At 58.1% G+C, this 21,609-nt stretch carries 24 protein-coding genes; 10 read left to right on the plus strand and 14 right to left on the minus strand.

All coding sequences use genetic code 11. The features are described from left to right. Positions 1-66: 66 nt before the first annotated feature. Positions 67-651: a YajG family lipoprotein gene (locus tag ACN1C3_RS21270; protein WP_419117727.1), complete on the minus strand. Its 585-nt coding sequence runs from the start codon at positions 649-651 to the stop codon at positions 67-69. Between the two features lie 201 nt (positions 652-852). Between ACN1C3_RS21270 and ACN1C3_RS21275 the strand changes: the two genes are divergently transcribed. Further along, positions 853-987 carry a hypothetical protein gene (locus tag ACN1C3_RS21275; RefSeq protein ID WP_419117728.1) on the plus strand — a complete coding sequence of 45 codons (135 nt, stop codon included), beginning with the start codon at positions 853-855 and terminating at the stop codon, positions 985-987. Between the two features lie 743 nt (positions 988-1,730). Continuing rightward, on the plus strand, positions 1,731-3,239 hold the full coding sequence (mqo, locus tag ACN1C3_RS21280; protein ID WP_419117729.1) for a malate dehydrogenase (quinone): 1,509 nt from the start codon (positions 1,731-1,733) through the stop codon (positions 3,237-3,239). 115 nt (positions 3,240-3,354) lie between these two features. Here mqo and ACN1C3_RS21285 read toward each other — a convergent pair whose 3' ends face one another. The 5 genes from ACN1C3_RS21285 to ACN1C3_RS21305 all read right to left on the minus strand — a co-directional run bounded on the left by ACN1C3_RS21285 (position 3,355) and on the right by ACN1C3_RS21305 (position 6,109). After that, positions 3,355-3,816, minus strand: coding sequence for a hypothetical protein (locus ACN1C3_RS21285; RefSeq protein WP_419117730.1), 462 nt, complete (start codon positions 3,814-3,816; stop codon positions 3,355-3,357). A gap of 257 nt (positions 3,817-4,073) precedes the next feature. Then, positions 4,074-4,361 carry a PA4642 family protein gene (locus ACN1C3_RS21290; protein ID WP_419117731.1) on the minus strand — a complete coding sequence of 96 codons (288 nt, stop codon included), beginning with the start codon at positions 4,359-4,361 and terminating at the stop codon, positions 4,074-4,076. A gap of 63 nt (positions 4,362-4,424) precedes the next feature. Beyond that, complete coding sequence (locus ACN1C3_RS21295; RefSeq protein WP_419117732.1) at positions 4,425-4,919, minus strand: hypothetical protein; 495 nt, start codon at positions 4,917-4,919, stop codon at positions 4,425-4,427. A gap of 155 nt (positions 4,920-5,074) precedes the next feature. Further along, a complete protein-coding gene (locus tag ACN1C3_RS21300; protein ID WP_419117733.1) occupies positions 5,075-5,548 on the minus strand; it encodes a WbuC family cupin fold metalloprotein in 474 nt (157 codons plus the stop codon). 3 nt (positions 5,549-5,551) lie between these two features. Then, positions 5,552-6,109: a hypoxanthine-guanine phosphoribosyltransferase gene (locus ACN1C3_RS21305; RefSeq protein ID WP_419117734.1), complete on the minus strand. Its 558-nt coding sequence runs from the start codon at positions 6,107-6,109 to the stop codon at positions 5,552-5,554. Between the two features lie 165 nt (positions 6,110-6,274). Between ACN1C3_RS21305 and upp the strand changes: the two genes are divergently transcribed. Together upp and ACN1C3_RS21315 are read left to right on the plus strand one after the other, a co-directional pair. After that, positions 6,275-6,913 (plus strand): uracil phosphoribosyltransferase, encoded by a 639-nt coding sequence (gene upp, locus ACN1C3_RS21310; RefSeq protein ID WP_419117735.1) that lies wholly within the window; start codon positions 6,275-6,277, stop codon positions 6,911-6,913. 2 nt (positions 6,914-6,915) lie between these two features. Next, positions 6,916-8,190, plus strand: coding sequence for a uracil-xanthine permease family protein (locus tag ACN1C3_RS21315; protein WP_419117736.1), 1,275 nt, complete (start codon positions 6,916-6,918; stop codon positions 8,188-8,190). Positions 8,191-8,230: 40 nt separating this feature from the next. Here ACN1C3_RS21315 and hemH read toward each other — a convergent pair whose 3' ends face one another. Then, positions 8,231-9,253 carry a ferrochelatase gene (hemH, locus tag ACN1C3_RS21320; RefSeq protein WP_419117737.1) on the minus strand — a complete coding sequence of 341 codons (1,023 nt, stop codon included), beginning with the start codon at positions 9,251-9,253 and terminating at the stop codon, positions 8,231-8,233. Between the two features lie 13 nt (positions 9,254-9,266). Next, positions 9,267-10,169: a TIGR01777 family oxidoreductase gene (locus ACN1C3_RS21325; RefSeq protein WP_419117738.1), complete on the minus strand. Its 903-nt coding sequence runs from the start codon at positions 10,167-10,169 to the stop codon at positions 9,267-9,269. Positions 10,170-10,365: 196 nt separating this feature from the next. Between ACN1C3_RS21325 and ACN1C3_RS21330 the strand changes: the two genes are divergently transcribed. The 6 genes from ACN1C3_RS21330 to ACN1C3_RS21355 all read left to right on the plus strand — a co-directional run bounded on the left by ACN1C3_RS21330 (position 10,366) and on the right by ACN1C3_RS21355 (position 16,096). Next, a complete protein-coding gene (locus ACN1C3_RS21330) occupies positions 10,366-11,352 on the plus strand; it encodes an NAD(P)/FAD-dependent oxidoreductase (protein WP_419117739.1) in 987 nt (328 codons plus the stop codon). Positions 11,353-11,552: 200 nt separating this feature from the next. Beyond that, positions 11,553-12,518 (plus strand): YbgA family protein, encoded by a 966-nt coding sequence (locus ACN1C3_RS21335; protein WP_419117740.1) that lies wholly within the window; start codon positions 11,553-11,555, stop codon positions 12,516-12,518. A 3-nt stretch (positions 12,519-12,521) separates the two neighbouring features. Further along, positions 12,522-13,460, plus strand: coding sequence for a MerR family transcriptional regulator (locus tag ACN1C3_RS21340; protein WP_419117741.1), 939 nt, complete (start codon positions 12,522-12,524; stop codon positions 13,458-13,460). A 19-nt stretch (positions 13,461-13,479) separates the two neighbouring features. Then, positions 13,480-14,925, plus strand: a complete 1,446-nt coding sequence (gene phrB / locus ACN1C3_RS21345) for a deoxyribodipyrimidine photo-lyase (protein ID WP_419117742.1) — start codon at positions 13,480-13,482, stop codon at positions 14,923-14,925. 18 nt (positions 14,926-14,943) lie between these two features. Next, entirely contained in the window at positions 14,944-15,714 is a 771-nt protein-coding gene (locus ACN1C3_RS21350) for an SDR family NAD(P)-dependent oxidoreductase (RefSeq protein ID WP_419117743.1), read from the plus strand. 76 nt (positions 15,715-15,790) lie between these two features. After that, positions 15,791-16,096 (plus strand): YkgJ family cysteine cluster protein, encoded by a 306-nt coding sequence (locus ACN1C3_RS21355; RefSeq protein WP_419117744.1) that lies wholly within the window; start codon positions 15,791-15,793, stop codon positions 16,094-16,096. A gap of 65 nt (positions 16,097-16,161) precedes the next feature. Here ACN1C3_RS21355 and ACN1C3_RS21360 read toward each other — a convergent pair whose 3' ends face one another. The 6 genes from ACN1C3_RS21360 to hemA all read right to left on the minus strand — a co-directional run bounded on the left by ACN1C3_RS21360 (position 16,162) and on the right by hemA (position 21,532). Further along, positions 16,162-16,680 carry an acyloxyacyl hydrolase gene (locus ACN1C3_RS21360; protein WP_419117745.1) on the minus strand — a complete coding sequence of 173 codons (519 nt, stop codon included), beginning with the start codon at positions 16,678-16,680 and terminating at the stop codon, positions 16,162-16,164. Between the two features lie 119 nt (positions 16,681-16,799). Further along, a complete protein-coding gene (gene murI, locus ACN1C3_RS21365) occupies positions 16,800-17,591 on the minus strand; it encodes a glutamate racemase (protein WP_419117746.1) in 792 nt (263 codons plus the stop codon). Continuing rightward, positions 17,584-18,339, minus strand: coding sequence for a molybdopterin-synthase adenylyltransferase MoeB (locus tag ACN1C3_RS21370; RefSeq protein WP_419117747.1), 756 nt, complete (start codon positions 18,337-18,339; stop codon positions 17,584-17,586). The genes murI and ACN1C3_RS21370 overlap by 8 nt, the downstream gene beginning before the upstream one ends. Continuing rightward, the gene (prmC, locus tag ACN1C3_RS21375) at positions 18,333-19,163 is read right to left on the minus strand and encodes a peptide chain release factor N(5)-glutamine methyltransferase (RefSeq protein ID WP_419117748.1); all 831 of its coding nucleotides are present in this window, start codon (positions 19,161-19,163) and stop codon (positions 18,333-18,335) included. Before prmC ends, ACN1C3_RS21370 begins: the two co-directional genes overlap by 7 nt. Beyond that, positions 19,164-20,246, minus strand: a complete 1,083-nt coding sequence (gene prfA, locus ACN1C3_RS21380) for a peptide chain release factor 1 (RefSeq protein WP_419117749.1) — start codon at positions 20,244-20,246, stop codon at positions 19,164-19,166. Next, entirely contained in the window at positions 20,243-21,532 is a 1,290-nt protein-coding gene (gene hemA / locus ACN1C3_RS21385; protein WP_419117750.1) for a glutamyl-tRNA reductase, read from the minus strand. The genes prfA and hemA overlap by 4 nt, the downstream gene beginning before the upstream one ends. Positions 21,533-21,609 lie beyond the last annotated feature (77 nt).

Consider the following 21,609-nt stretch of genomic DNA (forward strand, 5'->3'; position numbering starts at 1 on the left):
CCCACGCGGGAGCGTGGGAACGATCAATCAAAAAATCGCAGCCTGCGGCAGTCCCTACGGGCTGGTTTATTGGCTCAGGATCTGACCAATGGTCGGATCCTTGAACAACCGGGTCAAGGCATCGCTCAACACGTCACTGACCAGCTTGGTGTTGGTTTCCTGGTTCGGTGCCATACCAAAACGCTGATCCAGGGATGCGCCGTAACGGCCGCTGTAGCGACGGTTGGCGTTCGACACATCGGAGCGCAAGGTCGCGCCGATAGTCGCTTCGGTCACGTACATCCCTTCTTTAGGCGACTGATACTTCAGTTCGACCAGGGTCACGGTCACCTGTGGAACGTTCAGGGCGTTCGGGCTTGGGGTGAAACCCAGCAGGCGCACGGCAGCTTCAGCCTGGGCTTGCAGTTTGGGCACGATATCGGCGCTGGCGACGCTGAGGGCGCTGGTTTCAGGGTACAGACCGCCACGGGTCCCCAGGGTTGGCGACGGACGGCCGTCGACCACTTTCACCACCACCGGCTGACCCTGGCCCACAGGCGCGAGCTGGGCCGTGAGTTTCGGTTGCGGGCTGAGTTGTTGCGGGCTGTAGGCGCAGCCAACCAGCGTCAAACTGGTCACAGTGATCAAACCGAACAACAGGCGTTGCAACATGCTCATCTCTCCAGAATCAGGCACAAACAGATTGCCAGTATAGCGGTGGGCCCGTGCTGCGAACTAGCGCTAAGCAACACTTGCTCAAATGTCTGACCCAGACACCTAGAGCAGGCTCCTGTCACCTCGTTGTCACACCCGTTACACGCGAGTGTCATCCCGCACGTGCAACCTTCTACCCAGGCTTTCAAGCAGTGCGGCATGCCGCCAATGGCTGATGGCGGGGTCGAAATCGTAGAGATCCGCCCCAACTGGCTGCATCAATCATTGCCCGCCGGCACCCGTATCAGCCCGCGCATTCGTCGCTCACGGCTGCAACAACGGTTGACCACCTGACCAACCGGCTAATAAAAGTCATTTAACAGGACCATTTCTCTACGTTTCTTCGCTACAATCTCCCCCCGATTATAAGGACGTCTCCTGATCGGGCCTCGCAGCATCGCTAATGCGCTTGTATTAGCTCCCCCGCACCGCCCACAGAGAGCCGCCCACACAGATCGAGTGAAGCTGGCGCGCTTGCTGTTTCTCCTGCAAACCACCGCTTTTCGCGAATCTGCCAGAGCTGCCATTGCGCTCGGTCACTGAGCTGTTTGCCCGTTTTGCCGGTCATGTACTCCATGTCGGCATTGATTCCTCGGGCCCGGTGCCAGGCTGAGGCAGCCCTTTTTTGAGGTTCACGTCTTCAAAAGAGCGTGAAAAAACGGGTTTTCACAACTTCACAAGAGTGTGGCGAGCAAATGAATAGTTTTGCGTTTGAAAATGCACTATTAGCGTCTACAACAGCCCAACTACACAGGACTGAGCACTCCTCAAGAACTGGAGCCTGAAGCCTGTCCGCTACGGATTTGGTTGCACAAACGGACGCCTTGACCATAAGTCGAATTGCCTCCGGCACGCTGAAGTGAGTTCATACGAGCCTCAGGCCGGTTGGTAGCGTCCGTCGAAGTTGCGAAAAATTGCGAAGATTCGGACATGGCGATCCTGGCCATGGGTGACCTGGGGCTTTATTTGAAGCATGCCCCGTAACTCCTGGCAGCTATGCCGTCAATTTGGTGCTGCAGATTTTGGAGACGCGTTAAATGGCGCATAACGAAGCAGTCGACGTGGTACTGGTTGGGGCGGGCATCATGAGTGCCACCCTGGCTGTACTGCTCAAAGAGCTCGACCCCGCGATCAAGCTGGAAGTCGTCGAGCTGATGGATTCGGGTGCGGCGGAGAGTTCCAACCCGTGGAACAACGCCGGTACCGGTCACGCCGGGCTGTGTGAGCTGAACTACACGCCACAGGCCGCCGACGGCACTGTCGACATCAAGAAAGCCGTGCACATCAACACCCAGTTCGAGGTGTCGAAGCAGTTTTGGTCTTATCTGACCCAAAAAAGCACATTCGGCTCGTCCAAAACCTTCATCAGCCCAGTGCCGCACCTGAGCTTCGTGCAGGGTGACAGCGGCGTTTCGTTCCTGAAAAAACGTTTCGAAAAGCTGCACAAGCATCACGCCTTCGCGGATATGGAATACACCGAAGACAAGGCAAAAATGGCCGAGTGGATGCCATTGATGATGCCAGGCCGTGCGGCTGACGAAGTCATCGCCGCAACCCGCGTGATGAACGGTACCGACGTCAACTTCGGCAACCTGACCAATCAATTGCTCCAGCATCTGAGCAGCGCACCCGATGCCCAGGTCAAGTACTGCAAACGCGTCACCGGCCTCAAGCGTAACAAAGGCGGCTGGACCGTCAGCATCAAGGACGTGAACACTGGCAACTCCCGCGATGTAGACGCTAAATTCGTCTTCCTCGGCGCCGGTGGTGCTGCGCTGCCATTGCTGCAAGCTTCAGGTATCGAAGAAAGCAAAGGCTTCGGTGGTTTCCCGATCAGTGGGCAATGGCTGCGTTGCGATAACCCGGAAGTAGTCAAACACCACCAGGCCAAGGTTTACAGCCAGGCTGCGGTGGGTTCGCCACCGATGTCGGTGCCGCACCTGGACACCCGTGTCGTCGATGGCAAGAAGTCCCTGCTGTTCGGACCTTACGCCGGTTTCACCACCAAGTTCCTCAAGCACGGCTCGTTCATGGACCTGCCGATGTCGGTTCGCGCCGGCAACATCGGCCCGATGCTGGCTGTGGCCAAAAACAACATGGACCTGACCAAGTACCTGGTGAGCGAAGTGATGCAGTCGATGGAGCAGCGTCTTGAGTCCCTGCGTCGCTTCTACCCTGAAGCCAAGGCTGAAGACTGGCGCTTGGAAGTGGCCGGTCAGCGCGTGCAGATCATCAAGAAAGACCCGAAGAAAGGCGGCGTTCTGCAGTTCGGTACCGAACTGGTCGCAGCCAAGGACGGTTCTTTGGCCGCTCTGCTCGGTGCCTCGCCTGGTGCGTCGGTCACTGTTTCGATCATGCTTGAGCTGATCGAACGCTGCTTTCCGGAAAAAACCAAAGGCGTTTGGGCAACCAAACTCAAGGAAATTTTCCCGGCTCGGGAGAAGGTTCTGGAAACCGACGCTGCGCTGTATCGCAAGATCAACACGCAGAACAACGTCGCTCTGGAACTGGTTGAAGAAAGCAGCGAGACCGAAAGCTACGCTTGAGTCTTAAATACTTTTCGGGGTATTTAACAGTCGCCAAAAGCCCCTGATCGCGAGATCAGGGGCTTTTTAGTTATTGCGCTGTAAAGAGCAATGCCGTGAGACACATCAAAGATGTTTATTTCATAATGAACTTGATACGCGTGCCGCCATTGCGGACATACTCATCATTATCCGCAGCATCAATCAACCGGGCGCTACAATATTCGACAGGCTCACCTTTCGCCCAGCGCGAATAGGGCATTTTTGCCCAAGAGCTCATTGGTTCTTGGGGAATATGGCCAAAACTGAAATGACACCGTTTATCGCCCTGCGTATAGCTGAACGACTCACGCGCGCCCCGCGACTCAGGCAGGTAATAAGTCAGTTCCTGGCTCTCGCCTGGGTTGATGGTGAAGTCATGCCCCGCGTTATCAGGGCTCTTCGTCCAGGAAAAATCATCTCCTGGATGGATGACAGCCGAAGTCGCGTTGAAAACCTCCACGTCGACAACTTCATCCGCCGCTTGGGCGCACAAACTTGCCAGGCAGAAAAACAGTGTTAAAACCGACAATACAGCCGTGTTTTTTAGATCATCCATGATCATCCAGCTCCCTATATTTTGGTTATCTGATCGTACTGGTTATTTATAGCGAGGGTCATGAAGCCCTCACACTCAACAATAGCCAACAGATTAAAAGCAGCAACAGCGAAACAACGACGTTCACTGTAAGAGTCTTTACATTGCCCACGCGTAATCTTGAACTATTCAGAAGGTAACTATTAAATATTTATGAACACTGGGGGATTACTTCTCTCAGACGCCCGCAAAGGCGTCGAGAGGTGGCGCGATAGAAATCAGCCGCGAGTTTTCTGGATCAACTCGATATATTCGGCAGCATTGCGCTGATCCCGGATAAGAGCGACGAAATCTTTACCGTGCTCGTCCTTGCCGTCCAGGTCGTAACCGGCTTCGACGAAGAACGCCAAAAAGCGTTCGAAATCATCGATACGCAGGCCACGGTAGGCCTTGATCAGTTTGTGCAGGGATGGCGAAGTCGCGTCGACCGGTTCGAAATCGAGGAACAATTTGATCTGCGCATCGCCGATCTCGTCACCAATCACTTGCTTCTTATCTTTACGCATTGCCGACTCCAGCTCACAGACATTTCACGGGGCCGGCAGTTTACCCCCCGTCTGCCTCTACGCTCAACGCGCGCGTACGGCCCCAGTGTGCAAGTCAGCCCAGACGTGCCCGTTGGCATAGCTCAGAAATTGGCAATAAACCGTGTCGTTACGCAGCAGATCGATCACCACGCGGTATTGAGTCAACGGGTAATACAGGGTGAGCGTCTTGGTCTTGTCGTCGAATATCGGCTTTTTCAGGCTTTTGCTTTCGCCATCGAAATTGACCAGTACCTGATTGATGGTTGCGCCCTTGTTCAGCGCTTTGCCCTTCAGGCGGATCAACAACGGTGAAGTCACCGGGATCGGTTGTTGAGTGGACTGGCGCTGACTGCCGACCACCACCGAATACTCGGTAACCTGAAACAGTTGCTGTTGCTCCGGTTGAGCGTTACGCAGGGCCAGGTCGTCTGGAGGCAGAAATTGCGCGTGCATCGGGGCACTCAACGCCTGGGCGGCCGCCAGAGGCAGGCCAAGTAGCAGCAAACAAGCGGCCACCTTGCGAATCAGAAGGCTCATGTAAGGCTCCAAACACGGGGCCAGACACTCTACACGAGGCCTGATCACACTCGCCACCGACCTGGATCACAATACGTTGTCCTGACGATCCGGGCAGATCGCCAGACAATCGATGGGTGTTAACTAAGCGGAATCAGGGTTTGCACAACCCGCAGTCAATCAAACTGCGAACGCATCCAGGCCTGATACTCAGCCACGCCCGGCTCACCTTCGCGTGGTGCCCAATGAGCCTGCTCGCCTTCACCCACCGGCTGGTAAGGTCCGGCCTTGCATTCGAACATCAGGCTGTCGGCTTCCAGCACCACCAGACCATGAAACACCCCTGACGGCAGATCCACGCCCAGGCAATCGCCGCCGGCCTGTAGCACGCGCTTGGTCAGCACCTGGCCCGACTCGTCGAAAACCAGCAGGCCGAGGCGGCCTTTGAGTACCAACAGAGTTTCGGCCTTGTCGTCACCCAGGTGCCGATGGGGCGGGATGTAGGTAGTGGGCTGCAGGCCCACTGCCATCCGGTGACACGGCTCTTCCATTTGGTGGAAGTTGTGATGCTGCCGGCCACGGGGATTCGCCGCAGCCTTCTCAACCAGCTCGGCGAACAGTGATTGATCGAGAAAACTCGGCGTTGTCATGTCTTACATTCCTTTAACGGCGTAGATGCCCGCAGCGTTGCGCCAGTAGCCTTTGTAGTCCATGCCGTAACCGAAGATGTAGCGGTCAATGCACGGCAGGCCGACGTAGTCTGCTTTCAGATCAGGACGAGCCTTGCGGTCGTGGTCCTTGTCGATCAGCACAGCGGTGTGCACTGCACGGGCACCGGCGTGTTTGCAGAAGTCGATGATCGCGCCCAGGGTATGACCTTCGTCGAGGATGTCGTCGATGATCAGTACGTCACGGTCGATGAACGAGACTTCCGGCTTGGCTTTCCAGAACAGGTCGCCGCCGGTGGTTTCGTTGCGATAGCGGGTCGCGTGCAGGTAGGACGCTTCCAACGGGAAATTCAGATGGGTCAGCAGTTTGCCGGAGAAAATCAGACCACCGTTCATCACACAAAAAACCACTGGATTGCGCTCAGCCAGTTCTTCATTGATTTGCGCTCCGACACGGGCGATGGCCGCCTCGACTTCAGCTTCGGTGTACAGGCAGTCAGCCTCTCGCATGATTTGACGGATATGCTCGAGATCAGCGGACATGGCGCTCTCCAAGGGGGTGGCTGTTTCGGAAAAGCGGGCAAAGGTACGCATCCGGCGGAGTCAGATCAAGCGTTTCTGGACTAACGTACTGAGTGTCTATAGGACAACACCCTCGGATAGATTAATCTAGGCCGGTTTTTTTGCCCGCCGCCGGAGCCTTTCCCTATGCCCATCCGTGAGATCCGCCATCCACTGATCCGACACAAACTTGGCCTTATGCGCCGCGCAGACATTAGCACGAAGAACTTCCGTGAGCTCGCTCAGGAAGTCGGTGCCCTGCTCACCTACGAGGCCACCAAAGACCTGCCGCTCGAAAGTTACGAAATCGAAGGTTGGTGCGGCACCGTTGAAGTCGAAAAGATCGCCGGCAAGAAAATTACCGTGGTGCCGATCCTGCGCGCCGGTATCGGCATGCTCGAAGGCGTCCTCAGCCTGATCCCGGGTGCCAAGGTCAGCGCCGTAGGTGTGGCCCGCAACGAGGAAACCCTCGAAGCCCATACGTACCTTGAAAAACTGGTTCCGGAAATCGACGAACGCCTGGCCATGATCATCGACCCGATGCTCGCCACCGGCGGTTCGATGGTCGCGACCATTGATCTGCTGAAAAAGGCCGGCTGCAAGGATATCCGCGCCATGGTGTTGGTCGCCGCCCCCGAAGGTATTGCCGCTGTGGAAAAGGCTCACCCCGACGTGACCATCTACACCGCGTCCATCGATGAGCGCCTGAACGAACACGGCTACATCATTCCGGGCCTGGGTGATGCCGGCGACAAGATATTCGGTACCAAGCAGAAGGACGCTTGAGCATGCAGGACGAGTTCAACGACCCGCTCTGGCGCACGATTTTATCGGGCGCACAGATGTTGTTCGTGGCGTTTGGTGCGTTGGTGTTGATGCCGCTGATTACCGGCCTCGATCCCAACGTCGCGCTGTTCACGGCGGGCCTGGGGACTTTGCTGTTTCAAGTGGTCACTGGGCGCCAGGTGCCGGTTTTCCTGGCTTCGAGCTTTGCCTTCATCACGCCCATCATTCTCGCCAAAGGCCAGTTCGGCCTCGCCGCGACCATGGGCGGCGTGATGGCGGCGGGCTTCGTTTACACCTTTCTGGGTGTGGCGGTGAAGATCAAGGGCACTGGGTTCATTGACCGGCTGTTGCCACCCGTGGTGATCGGTCCGGTGATTATTTCCATCGGTCTGGCCATGGCGCCGATTGCCGCCAACATGGCGATGGGCAAGGCTGGCGACGGCACTGAGCTGATCCACTACCAGACGGCCATGCTGATTTCGATGCCGGCGCTGCTGACCACCTTGATCGTGGCGGTGTTCGGCAAAGGAATTTTCCGCCTGGTACCGATCATTTCCGGCGTGCTGGTAGGTTTCGCCATGGCGTTCTACTTCGGCGTGGTCGATACCGCGAAGATTGCCGCAGCACCGTGGTTCGCGCTGCCGCACTTCACCGCGCCCGAGTTCAACTGGCAGGCGATTCTGTTTATCGTTCCGGTCGCGCTGGCGCCGGCCATCGAGCATATCGGTGGGGTTATCGCAGTCGGCAGTGTCACGGGGCGTGATTACCTGAAAAAGCCCGGCCTGCACCGCACCCTGTTCGGTGATGGCATCGCCACCACTGCCGCCGGACTGCTCGGCGGCCCACCCAACACCACCTACGCCGAAGTCACCGGCGCGGTGATGCTGACCAAGAACTACAACCCGAAAATCATGACCTGGGCGGCGATCTTCGCTATCAGCCTGGCGTTTATCGGCAAGTTCGGCGCGCTGTTGCAAAGCATTCCAGTACCGGTGATGGGCGGGATTCTCTGTCTGCTGTTCGGTTCTATCGCTGCGGTGGGGATGAACACGATGATTCGCCACAAAATCGATCTGAGTGAAGCGCGCAATCTGGTGATTGTGTCGGTGACGCTGGTATTCGGGATTGGCGGCGTGCTGATCGGCACCGGGACAGGCCCGGATGACTTCGGCCTCAAAGGCATTGCCTTGTGCGCCGTGGTAGCGATTGCGTTGAACCTGATTCTGCCGGGTAACGACAGCTGGAAGCACAAGAAGGCGGATGAGTCGTTGCTCTAAGCCTTGATCGTTCCCACGCTGCGTGGGAACGATCATTACCTCACAAAGCTATCGGCGCTCGCTCGCACAGCGCGCTCAACGCATGCGCCCACTCTGGGTTGTCATTCAGACACGGCACCAGCACCAGTTCCTCACCACCCGCCTCGCGGAACTGTTCACGACCGCGGTCACCAATTTCTTCCAGCGTCTCGATGCAATCAGCGACGAACGCCGGGCACATCACCAGAATTTTCTTCACGCCCTGCTGCGCCAGCGCCTCAAGACGCGCTTCGGTGTAAGGTTCGATCCACTTGGCACGACCCAGCCGCGACTGGAACGACACCGACCACTTACCCTCCGGCAACCCCATGCGCTGCGCAAAGGCCTCGGCCGTGCGCAGGCACTGGCCGCGATAACAGGTCGCAACCACCTCCGGCGGCGCATCACGGCAGCAATCGCCTGCGCCTTCGAAGCTATGACCAGGGTTGAGCTTCTTCAAGTGCCGCTCTGGCAAGCCATGAAAACTCAGTAGCAGGTGATCGAAATCCTGCTCTAAATGCGGCCTGGCACTGGCCACCAAGGCGTCGAGGTATTCCGGCTGATCGTAGAACGGCTGCAAGATCGAGAACTGCACGTCCAGCTTCTTATCTCGCACTACCCGTTTGGCCTCCTCGATCACTGTGGTCACGGTGCTGTCGGCGAACTGCGGGTAGAGCGGCGCCAGCGTCACTTTCTTCACGCCTTGGGCCGCCATGCGGGTCAGCACCGTTTCGATCGACGGCTCTCCGTAACGCATCGCCAATTCCACCGGGCCTTGCTTCCACTGTGCGGTCATTGCCTGTTGCAGGCGGCGGCTGAGCACCACCAGCGGCGAACCCTCATCCCACCAAATCGAGGCATAGGCGTGGGCAGACTGCTCAGGGCGCTTGATCAGAATCAGCGAGACCAACAAACGCCGTACCGGCCATGGCAGGTCAATGACGTAGGGATCCATCAGAAATTGATTGAGGTAGCTGCGCACATCTGCCACTGAAGTGGAAGCTGGCGAGCCCAGGTTGACCAGGAGCAACGCGTGATCGGTCATGCAACGTCCTATTTCAAAGGCGGCTGGATAAATCGTCCAGGGCCGCGCGCAAATCAGTGAACTGGAAAGTGAAACCCGCCGCCAACAAACGCGTTGGTGTGGCCCGCTGCCCCCCCAGCAACAACAGTGACAACTCACCCAGACCAACACGCAAAGCGAAGGCCGGTATCGGCACTATCGCCGGTCGGTGCAACACACTGCCCAGGGTTTTGGCGAACTCGCGATTACGGACCGGCTTCGGCGCGCAGGCATTATAAGGACCGCTTACGCCATTCTGATTCAGAAGAAAATCAATCAGGGCGATTTGATCATTGATATGAATCCACGGCATCCACTGCCGACCACTGCCGATCGGCCCGCCCAGCGCGAGTTTGAACGGCAATAACAGGCGCGACAAAAAGCCGCCCTCGGCGCTCAGCACCAGCCCGGTGCGGATCAGTACCACGCGAATGCCCATGGCCTCGGCCCGTTGCGCGGTCTCTTCCCAGGCAATACACAACTGACTGGCAAAGTCCTCACTGACCGGAGGCGACACCTCGGTCAACACTCGCTCACCGCCATCGCCATACCAACCCACTGCAGAACCGGAAATCAGTACTTGAGGTTTCTGCTCGCGACTTTCCAGCCAGGCAAGCAGCGTTTCGGTCAGGCTGATCCGGCTGCTCCAGAGCAATGCCTTACGCCTGTGGGTCCAGGGCCGATCGACAATCGGCGCACCGGCGAGATTGATCACCGCGTCGACCGGCTCCGGGCCAACCTCCTCGAGCCGACTTATTCCACGCACCTGGACACCACAGAGTTTGGCCACCTTTTCGGGTCGGCGACTCCATACGGTCAAACGGTGGCCTTGGGTCAACCAGTGTCGGCAGAGCTGACGTCCTATCAAACCAGTACCGCCGGTCAGCAATATGTGCATGACATCTTCCTCGCGTGGCGTTTTACCTTGATCACTAGTCTATTTTTATAAGCAGGGATCTTTTAAATCAGGCAGGCTCTGTGATTAACAATAGGCCAAGCTGTCAGATCGAGAACGTTAAAAGTTATACCAAAAAACAATATTGTACAGGTTTGAGCCACGGAGTAGTCTGTACAGAAAGGTAAACGAGGCCCCTATGACTGTACCCATCGCAATCATTGGCACCGGCATCGCCGGACTCTCAGCTGCCCAGGCGCTTCGCGATACCGGGTACGAAGTGCAGCTTTTCGATAAAAGCCGTGGCAGCGGCGGACGCATGTCGAGCAAGCGCAGTGACGCTGGCGCACTGGACATGGGTGCGCAGTATTTCACCGCCCGCGACCGCCGCTTCGTCATCGAAGTCCAGCGCTGGCAGGCCAATGGCTGGGTCGCCGAATGGACTCCGCAGCTCTATAACTTCCACGGTGGCCAGCTCACCCTGTCGCCTGACGAACAGACCCGCTGGGTCGGTACTCCGCGCATGAGCGCGATCACCCGCGCGCTGATTGGCGACATGGAAGTGCATTTCGCTTGCCGTATCACCGAGGTCTACCGCGGCGAACAGCATTGGCATCTGCAGGACGCCGAAGGGTTCACCCACGGCCCTTTCAGTCATGTGATTATCGCCACTCCTGCGCCTCAAGCCACTGCCCTGCTGGCTTCCGCGCCGAAACTGGCCGGTGCCGCTGCTGGCGTGAAAATGGACCCCACCTGGGCCGTCGCCCTGGCGTTCGAAACACCGCTGGATACCCCAATGGAAGGCTGCTTCGTACAGGACAGCCCGCTTGACTGGCTGGCTCGCAACCGTAGCAAGCCGGGACGCGACACCACGCTCGATACGTGGGTATTGCACGCTACCAGCACCTGGAGCAGGCAGCATATCGACCTGCCCAAGGAACAAGTGATCGAGCAACTGCACGGGGCTTTCGCCGAGCTACTGCAAAGCGCCATGCCCGCGCCGACCTTCAGTCTCGCCCACCGCTGGCTCTACGCCCGCCCGGCCGGCAGTCATGAATGGGGGGCGCTGGCCGATGCTGATCTAGGTCTGTATGTGTGTGGCGATTGGTGCCTTACCGGACGTGTGGAAGGGGCTTGGCTCAGCGGTCAGGAAGCCGCCCGACGCCTGCACCAACATCTGCAGTAAATCGCATCAACCCGCGCAAATGGCTGCTGCCGAAATGGACAGCAGCCCATCCACCTCCTTCGATGTTTGACCTTGATTTGCAACTCGATCAGCCATCAAATACCTATACAAACGATTTGACTTGTACATCTTTGAACCTATGATGAACTAAAGTTGTACAGAGCAAAAAATCTGTACAGATTTAGATCAGAGGTTTCCCCATGCCCAGCGACCCTGCTGCGACCAGACCGAAAATCGCTGTCAGCGCGTGCCTGATGGGCGCCGAAGTCCGTTACAACGGTGGGCACAAGCAATCGCACTTGTGCAGTCGCACCCTCACGGATTATTTCGATTTCATCCCGGTTTGCCCGGAAGTCGCCATCGGCCTGGGCATTCCCCGCGAGCCTATTCGCCTGACAGGTGATCCTCGGCAACCTCACGCCGTCGGCACGGTTCATCACGATATCGATGTCACTCAACCACTGGCTGATTACGGTCAGAAAATGGCGACCGAACTGAATGACATCTGCGGCTATATCTTCATGCAGAAATCACCCTCCTGCGGTCTGGAACGGGTCAAGGTCTATCAGGACAACGGTATGCCGATTGATGGCGGTGGTCGCGGAATCTACGCCCAGGCGTTTTGCGCGTTGCATCCTGACCTGCCGGTAGAAGAAGACGGCCGCCTCAATGACCCGGTTCTGCGGGAAAACTTTCTGACCCGGGTTTTCGCCTATGCAGCCTGGCAGCAGTTACTGCAAGAAGGCCTGAGCCGCCGTGGCCTGACCGAGTTTCACTCGCGCTATAAATACTTGCTCATGGCCCATAACCCGGTGCAATACAAAACCCTGGGCAACCTGCTCGGCAGCATGGGTAAATCCGACCCCAACCAGCTCGGCCCGCGCTATTTCAGCGCGCTGATGGCTGCGCTGAAAAAATGCGCCACCCGCCGCACCCACACCAATGTTCTGCAACACCTCAGTGGTTACTTCAAACAAGCCATCAGTGCTGAAGACAAGCGGGAAATGCAGCACGTCATCGGCCAATACCTTCACGGCATCGTGCCGCTGGTGGTGCCATTAACGCTCCTCAAACACCACCTGCGCCAACACCCCGATCCCTATGTCGCGCAGCAGGTTTATCTACAACCACACCCGGAAAATCTCAGTCTGCGAAATGCGATTTAGACCATGACCAAGCCCAACACCACAGCCAATGACGATTCCGGCGCCGACTACCAACAGGCATTGGAGGAAGGCTGGCTGCCGATTCGCGAAGTCGCCCGCCAGACCGGCGTCAACGCGGTCACATTGCGGGCCTGGGAGCGCCGTTACGGTTTGATCGTGCCCCAGCGCACGCCCAAAGGTCATCGGCTGTTCTCGACCGAGCATGTACAGCGCATTCTGACGATTTTGACCTGGCTCAACCGTGGGGTTGCCGTCAGCCAGGTCAAGCAACTGCTCGACACCCCGCAGGCCTTCGCCCAGCCTGCTGAAAACGACTGGCACGCGCTGCGTCAGAACCTGATGCACGCCATCAGCCAGTTGGCCGAACGCCAGGTCGACGACACCTTCAACCAGGCCATGTCGCTCTACCCGCCGCGAACCTTGTGCGAACGATTGTTGATGCCGCTGCTGGCAGACCTTGAGCAGCGCTGGCAGGGCCAGTTCGGTACGCAGATGGAGCGGGTGTTTTTCCATTCATGGCTACGCAGCAAGTTCGGCGCAAGGATCTACCATAACAACCGCCAGTTGCGCGGAGCGCCGCTGCTGCTGATCAACCACTCAGACCTGCCGCTGGAGCCCTATCTATGGCTTACCGCCTGGTTGGTGAGCAGCGCCGATTGCCCCGTTGAAGTCTTCGACTGGCCGCTGCCCGCTGGTGAACTGGCCCTGGCAGTCGATCATCTGCAAGCCCGTGGTGTGCTGCTTTATTCGAGCAACACGATAAATTTGAGCCACCTGCCGAAACTTCTGAACGGTATCAGTTGCCCAAAAATCATTGCTGGACCGACGGTGTGCATCCACCACGCCGAGTTATCCGTTAAAACCACTGAAATTGCTGATTTATCCTTGGCCGAAGATCCTTTGTCGGCTCACCAAGGACTGGTTCAGCGTGGGCTAATTTAATGTTCTTCCTGGAACGACCATGCAATTGATCTGGCTGCGCAGCGACCTGCGCGTACATGACAACACTGCCCTTGCGGCCGCGGCAGAACGCGGCCCGACGGTGGCCGTGTATCTGCTGAGCCCGGAGCAATGGCAGGCCCACGACGACGCTGCGTGCAAGGTGGACTTCTGGCTGCGTAATCTGCGCGAGTTGAGCAAAACCCTGGGCGAGCTGAACATCCCCTTGCTGATCCGTCACGCCGCTACGTGGGAACAGGCGCCGCAGGTATTGCTCGAGTTATGCCAGCAATTGCACGTTCAGGCGCTGCATGTGAACGAGGAATACGGCATCCATGAAACCCGTCGTGATGCAGCAGCGGCTCACGTGGTAGAAGCCCATGGTGTGACCTTTTACAGCCACTTCGATCAATTGCTGTTCAAGCCCGGCAGCGTGCTGACCAAAACCGGCAGCTGGTTTCAGGTCTTCAGTCAGTTTCGAAAAGTCTGTTATGCCCGATTGCACAGCGGGTTGCCTCCATTGCTCAAGACGCCCAAAACCCAGTTGCCAATGAGCATCACCAGCGACCCCGTGCCGTCGCAGGTCGATGGTTTCGCGACACCCAGCGAGACGTTGCGCAGCCTCTGGCCTGCAGGTGAAACCGAAGCACTACGCCGTCTGGAGAACTTTGCCGACCGGCAGATCAACCACTACAAAAACGAACGGGACTTTCCGGCCAAGCCTGGCACCAGTCAATTGTCCGCCTACCTGGCTGCGGGAGTGATTTCTGCGCGGCAGTGCTTGCACGCCGCCTTGCAAAGTAACCGGGGTGAATTCGAAAGCGGCAATGTCGGCGCCGTTACCTGGATCAACGAGCTGCTGTGGCGCGAGTTCTACAAACATATTCTGGTGGGTTACCCTCGAGTTTCCCGGCACCGCGCGTTTCGTCCCCAAACCGAAGCCCTTGCCTGGCGCGATGCCCCCGAAGAACTGGCCGCCTGGCAGCAGGCCCGGACCGGTCTGCCGATCATCGACGCCGCCATGCGCCAATTGTTGGAAACCGGTTGGATGCACAATCGCCTGCGGATGGTCGTGGCGATGTTTCTGACCAAGAACCTGCTAATCGACTGGCGTGAGGGTGAGCGCTTCTTCATGCGCCACTTGATCGACGGCGACCTTGCAGCGAACAACGGCGGTTGGCAGTGGAGTTCGTCTACCGGCACCGATTCGGCGCCCTACTTCCGGATCTTCAATCCGTTGAGCCAATCGGAGAAGTTCGATGCGCAAGGGCTGTTCATCAAGCACTGGCTCCCGGAACTGGCCGCGATAAACAAGAAAGATCTCCACAACCCGGCCGCCACAGGCGGGCTATTCGGCGCGGCCGACTATCCGCAGCCGATGGTCAATCTGAGCCAGTCTCGTGAACGGGCACTGGCTGCGTTCAAGAACCTGCCCTCACGACAGGATGCCGGAGGTGGGTATGAGTGATTTTAAAAGGAGAATGGGATGAGTCGTACACCTCCACGTCGTATCTGGCTAACCGGAGCCAGCAACGGAATCGGTGCCGCACTGGCCGAAGAACTGCTCAAATCCGGTGTGCAGCTCGCCGTCAGCGCACGAGCGGTCGCACCACTGGAAGAATTGTCCTCCCGTTATCCAGGGCAAGTGCTGCTGGTGCCCGCCGATCTCACCAATAGCCAGCAGGTGCGGGAGATCGGCGAGCGCATCGCCGAGGTATGGGGCTCACTCGACAGCGTCATTCTCAATGCCGGCACCTGTGAATATGTCGATGCCAGGCAGTTCGACACGTCGATCATCGAACATGTAATACGCACCAATCTGCTCGCCAGTAATTACTGCATCGAAGCCGCGCTGCCCCTGTTGCGCGCAGGGAACCAACCGCATCTGGTGGGTATCGCCAGCTCGGTGACCTACCTGCCGCTGCCGCGAGCCGAAGCCTATGGCACTGCCAAAGCTGGCTTGCGCTATCTGTTTGAGTCCCTGCGCAACGACTGGGCACCCGAAGGCATTGACGTCACCGTGGTCAGCCCTGGCTTCGTCGACACCCCTTTGACCGAGATAAACGACTTCCCCATGCCGGCGAGTTGGCCGGCGGACAAAGCCGCACGGCATATCCTGGAGAAGATCCAGGATCGCCCCTTGGAAGTCGCTTTTCCGGCGTTGTTCATGGCAGAGTTCTGGCCGCTGTCAACGCTTCCCATTCGGACGGACAAGCCTATGGTCCGAAACGGACCGCCGAACAAGGACAAGCCGTGAGCCGATAAGCGTCAGTTCACCGAACGTCCGTCAGCCCTTTCACACAGCACAGGCGCGCTGCCTTACACTGCGCGCCATGAACACTATTCCTCTCACTCAAATCGCCGAACCGGCGATCACCTGCTCCACGTGCGCGGCCTGCTGCTGCCAACTGGAAGTCATGCTGATCACCGACACCGGTGTGCCTGAACGCTTTATCGACACTGACGATTGGGGCGGGGAAGTCATGTTGCGTCTGGATGACGGCTGGTGCGCCGCGCTGGATCGCAACACCATGATGTGCACCATCTACGAGAAACGCCCGCTGATCTGTCGCGAGTTCGAGATGGGCGAAGCGGATTGCATCAACGAACGCAAAGGGATTGCTACGGCGTATCGTTGAATCCCAAGCGCACGCATAGATGGCGAGAGGGCTTGCTCCCTCGCCACAGTATGACTCTGCAAAATTTACAAGGGCATCGTGTAATGCAGCGCGTAGCTCTCTATACCGTCGTTATGTCTGTTGATGCTGGCGTTGGAATAGTGAGTCACGCGAATGCCGACTTCATGTCCACCGGTAAAGCGCAGGCCGCAACCGAGGCGGTCTTCGAACTCAAACGCCGACCCCAACTTGTTGTCTTCCACTTCGGTATGGGCGAACACTGACAGACCAATCCCCGCCTCGACATACGGTTTGACGGTTTCGCCGGCGAACTCATAAACCAGTACCGGTGAGAATGACAGACTGTGATTGTTCGGCTTCTTGTCGCCGTTCCAAAACGTATAGGCGCCGCTCCAATAGCCGGTCAGACGACCGACATCACTCTGTAGCCAGCTCTTGTCCCAATCCAATTGCATGCCCAGGCGGTAGGTCTGGGTCGAGTCGGTGGTCTGGCCAACCGCGAACTCCACACCGGCAGCCTGTGCCGAAAAACTTTGCCCCAACATTGCGGCCGCAAGCGCAGCCAAACAGAACAGTCGCTTCATGAGAAACATCCTTTTCCGAACGTTTTCGTATGGTTTTGTATTACTCAACAGACTAGCTATAGAAGCGATCGCAGACGCAGAAACTCAGGCTTTTTTATTTGCCTTTTTTTCAGGATTTTTTACCAGGAAAAGCTTCTCACAACACCTGACTCACTCCATAGCAGCGGCAAAATATTTCTGAGGTGCTCAGGACTGGCACTGGTCCAGAACTGCGCTTCGCGTGCCGGGCCTTGGGCGAGCAATTCACGCTCGGCGAGCAAGCGTTGAAGTTGTCGGGCGACGGCGGCGCCAGTATCGATCAGGCTGATGTCGTCCGCGAGCATCTGCTTGAGCAATGGCTTGAGAAAGGGATAGTGGGTGCAGCCGAGGATAATCGTGTCGCACCCCGCCGCCAGCAAGGGCTCGAGATAGCCGTGCAGTAACTGGCGAAGCGCAGGACTGTGCAGATCACCTGCCTCAATCAGTTCAACCAGCCCCGGGCACGGCTGAGTGATGACCCGCACATCGGTGGCGAAACGATCGAGTAATGCGACGAACTTTGCGCTCTGTAAGGTCCCGGTGGTCGCCAGCACGCCGACCACGCCACTGCGGGTCGCCGCTGCCGCCGGCTTGACCGCAGGTTCCATGCCGACGATAGGCCAGTCCGGGTAATCGCGACGCAAGTCCGCAACACCGGCCACCGTCGCCGTGTTGCAAGCCAGTACCAATGCTTTGGCGCCCTGTTGCGCGAAGAATTCGGCCATCACGCTGCAGCGCTGGCGAATGAACTCCGGGGTCTTCTCACCGTAGGGAATATTGCCGCAATCGCCGACGTACAGCAGCGACTCGTTGGGCAACAGGCGCTGGATCTCACCCAGCACCGACAGACCGCCGACGCCGGAGTCGAACACACCAATCGGCGCTTCACGCATGTTTTGGCCCACAGACACTGCAACCTGGATCACGCTTGACCCGCAGTTCACGAAAACGCGTGCCCAAGGCATCGATCAACAGCAAACGCCCCACCAGCGGCTCGCCGAAGCCAACCAACAGCTTCAACGCCTCAAGGGCTTGCAGACTACCGATCAGCCCCACCAGCGGACCGAGCACCCCGGCTTCGCTGCAGGTCAATTCGGCTTCGCTGCCGTGCCCATACAAGCAGTGGTAACAGGGACTTTCGGGCCGTCGCGGATCGAACACCGACAATTGCCCTTCCAGGCGAATCGCCGCGCCGCTGACCAAGGGTTTGCTCGCCGCCACGCAGGCCGCATTCACCGCTTCGCGAGTAGAAAAGTTATCGGAGCAATCGAGCACCAGATCGACCGCAGCGATGGTACCCGCCAGCGAATCTTCATCCAGCGCAGAACGATGGGCGATCAACTGAATCTCTGGATTAATCGCGCTCAAGCGACGAATCGCCGAGTCGACCTTGCTCAAGCCAACGCTGTCAGTGTCATGAATGATCTGCCGTTGCAGGTTGGTCAGATCAACCGTGTCGAAGTCCGCCAGATGCAGCTCGCCAACCCCCGCCGCCGCCAGGTACAAGGCCACCGGCGCGCCGAGACCGCCGAGGCCGACGATCAATACGCGGCTGCTTTTCAGGCGCAACTGACCGTCGATGTCGACGTGCTGCAGCAGAATCTGCCGGCTATAGCGCAACAACTCCTGATCATTCAGCACGGCAGACGCCCCAGACTGATACGCTCGTGGCCGCCCAGGTCTTTACGACTGTGGACTTCTTCAAAGCCTTGAGCCAGCAGCAAATCACGCACTGCCAGTGCCTGATCGTAGCCATGTTCAAGCATCAACCAGCCGCCCGCTTCCAGGTGCTTGGGTGACCGGGCGATGATCAGACGCAAATCGTCGAGCCCGTCCACGCCCGCCACCAGCGCGCTGGCCGGCTCGAAACGCACATCGCCGGCCACCAGATGCGGGTCGGCATCGGCAATGTACGGAGGGTTACTGATAATCAGCTGAAAACGATGATCTTCCAGCGCGCTGAACCAATGGCTGCTCAGCACCGTTGCGTTACTCAGGTGCAGACGCTGGCGATTGCGTTCGGCCAGGGCCACGGCTTCCAGCACTCGGTCTACCGCTGTGACGTGCCAGGCCGGACGCTCGCTGGCCAGGGCCAAGGCAATTGCGCCACTGCCGGTCCCCAGATCGAGCACCTTGGCGGGCGTGGCTGGCAACAGCTCCAGCGCGGCCTCGACCAGCAGTTCAGTATCCGGACGCGGAATCAGCGTATGCGGTGCGACTTCCAGGTCCAGCTTCCAGAAACCCTGCTGGCCGAGAATATAGGCCACCGGCTCGCCGGAGCGACGGCGCTGCAAATAGTCGGCAAAGGTCAGCGCGGCTTCGCTGCTGACAATTCGTTCTGGCCAGGTGTGCAGAAAACTGCGGGATTTGCCCAGCGCAGCCGCCAGCAACAATTCGGCATCCAGACGAGCCGTAGGCGAATCGGGCAGTTCGGCTGCGCGTAACAAGCTGGCAATAATCGTCATTTACTCACCTATTGCTGCCAGTTGATCAGCCTGATACTCAGCCAGCAATGGCTCGATTACCGCATCGACGCCGCCCGCGAGAATTTCATCGAGCGAATACAGGGTCAGGTTGACCCGGTGATCGGTCACCCGGCCCTGGGCAAAGTTATAGGTGCGGATCCGCTCGGAGCGATCACCCGACCCCACCAGCAATTTACGCTCGCTGGCAATGGCATTGGCTGCGGCACTGGTCTGCTGGTCATTCAACTTGGCCGACAGCCAGGACATGGCCCGCGCGCGGTTCTTGTGCTGGGAGCGTTCCTCCTGACACTCAACCACGATCCCCGAAGGAAGGTGAGTGATGCGAATCGCCGAATCGGTCTTGTTGACGTGCTGACCACCGGCACCGGAAGAGCGATAGGTATCAACCCGCAGATCCGCCGGGTTGATCTCGATGGCTTCCTGTTCATCCGGCTCAGGCAACACCGCGACGGTGCAAGCGGACGTGTGGATACGGCCTTGGGATTCAGTCGCCGGGACGCGTTGTACGCGATGAGCGCCGGATTCGAATTTCAACTTGCCATAGACATTGTCGCCTTCGACCCGGGCGATGACTTCTTTGTAGCCGCCATGCTCGCCCTCGTTTTCCGAGAGAATTTCCACCCGCCAGCCGCGACGCTCGGCGTAGCGCGAATACATACGGAACAGGTCGCCGGAGAAAATTGCCGCTTCGTCACCCCCGGTGCCGGCGCGAATTTCGAGGAACACGTTGCGCCCATCATTAGGATCCTTGGGCAGCAGCATGCGTTGCAGGTCGCCTTCGAGCTCGATCAGCCGCTCTTTGGCTTCGCGCACTTCTTCAACGGCCATTTCGCGCATGTCTGGATCGCTGTCCTTGAGCAGCGCCTGGGCACCTTCAAGGTCGCCCTGAACCTTGAGCAGCTGTTTATAGGTGGCGACAATCGGTTCAACTTCCGCGTACTCCTTGGAATAGGTGCGGAACTTGTTCTGGTCGGAAATGACTTCGCCATCGCCAAGCAAGGCGGTCAGTTCCTCGAAACGGTCCTGGAGGATGTCCAGCTTATTGAGCAGTGACGCTTTCATTGCGGTTTTTTATCCGAAAAGCTATCCGATGAGCCCTCACCGAGGGCAAAAAGTTCCTGGGCCATGGCCAGCGCATCGAGGCGACCTTCGGCGGACAGCTTTTTCAGCTGCACACTCGGCGCATGCAACAATTTGTTGGTCAGGCCGCGCGCCAGTTGCACCAGCACGTCTTCGGCGCTGCTGCCGTTGGCCAGCATGCGCTGCGCTTTTTGCAATTCTTCGTCGCGCATGCGTTCGCCTTGCTGACGGTAGGCCTTGAGCACATCCACTGCCGCCAGTTCACGCAAGCGCGCCATGAAGTCGTCGGCGCCGATGGACACCATCTCTTCAGCCGCTTGCGCAGCACCCTGACGGCTCTTGAGGTTTTCGGCGACCACTTCGTGGAGATCGTCGACGCTATAGAGGTAAACGTCGTCCAGCTCGCCCACTTCCGGCTCGATATCGCGTGGCACAGCGATATCGACCATGAAAATCGGTTTGTGCTTACGCAGCTTCAATGCGCTCTCGACCGCGCCCTTACCGAGAATCGGCAACTGACTGGCCGTGGAGCTGATAACGATGTCGCTGCGAACCAGTTCTGCCGGAATATCCGAAAGCAGCACTGCATGAGCACCGAACTGCTCGGCCAGAATGCTTGCGCGCTCCAGTGTGCGGTTGGCGACCACGATACGCTTGACGCCAAGCTCATGCAGATGTCGGGCGACCAGCGTGATGGTTTCACCGGCACCAATCAACAAGGCCTGGCTACGCTGCAAGTCGCTGAAAATCTGTTTTGCCAGGCTGACGGCGGCGAAAGCCACCGACACCGGGTTTTCGCCGATGGCGGTGTCGGTACGCACCTGTTTGGCCGCATTGAATGTGGCCTGGAACAAACGTCCGAGCAAAGGACCAATGGTGCCGGCCTCGCGGGCCACGGCATAGGCCGACTTCATCTGACCAAGAATCTGCGGTTCGCCCAGCACCAGCGAGTCTAGCCCCGAGGCCACACGCATCATGTGACGAACTGCCGCATCATCTTCATGCACATAAGCGCTGGCGCGCAGCTCGTCGAGACTCAAATGGTGGTAATCGGCCAGCCAGCGCAGCACGTTGTCAGACGAAAGGTGATCCTGCTCTATATACAGCTCACTGCGATTGCAGGTGGAGAGGATCGCAGCTTCGCGACTGTCGGTGAGGCGGCAGAGCTGCTGCAAGGCCTCAACCAACTGCTCAGGGGTAAAGGCCACGCGCTCGCGGACGTCTACTGAAGCAGTCTTGTGGTTAATACCGAGTGCAAGGAAGGCCATTCAAGGTCGCTGATGATGTCGAGAAGCCGCCAATTGTCCTACTTCGCCAGATTCAGAACAACCATTGCCGATTTTTT

It is taken from the genome of Pseudomonas sp. H11T01 (genome assembly GCF_048515765.1).
Taxonomy (GTDB): Bacteria; Pseudomonadota; Gammaproteobacteria; order Pseudomonadales; family Pseudomonadaceae; genus Aquipseudomonas.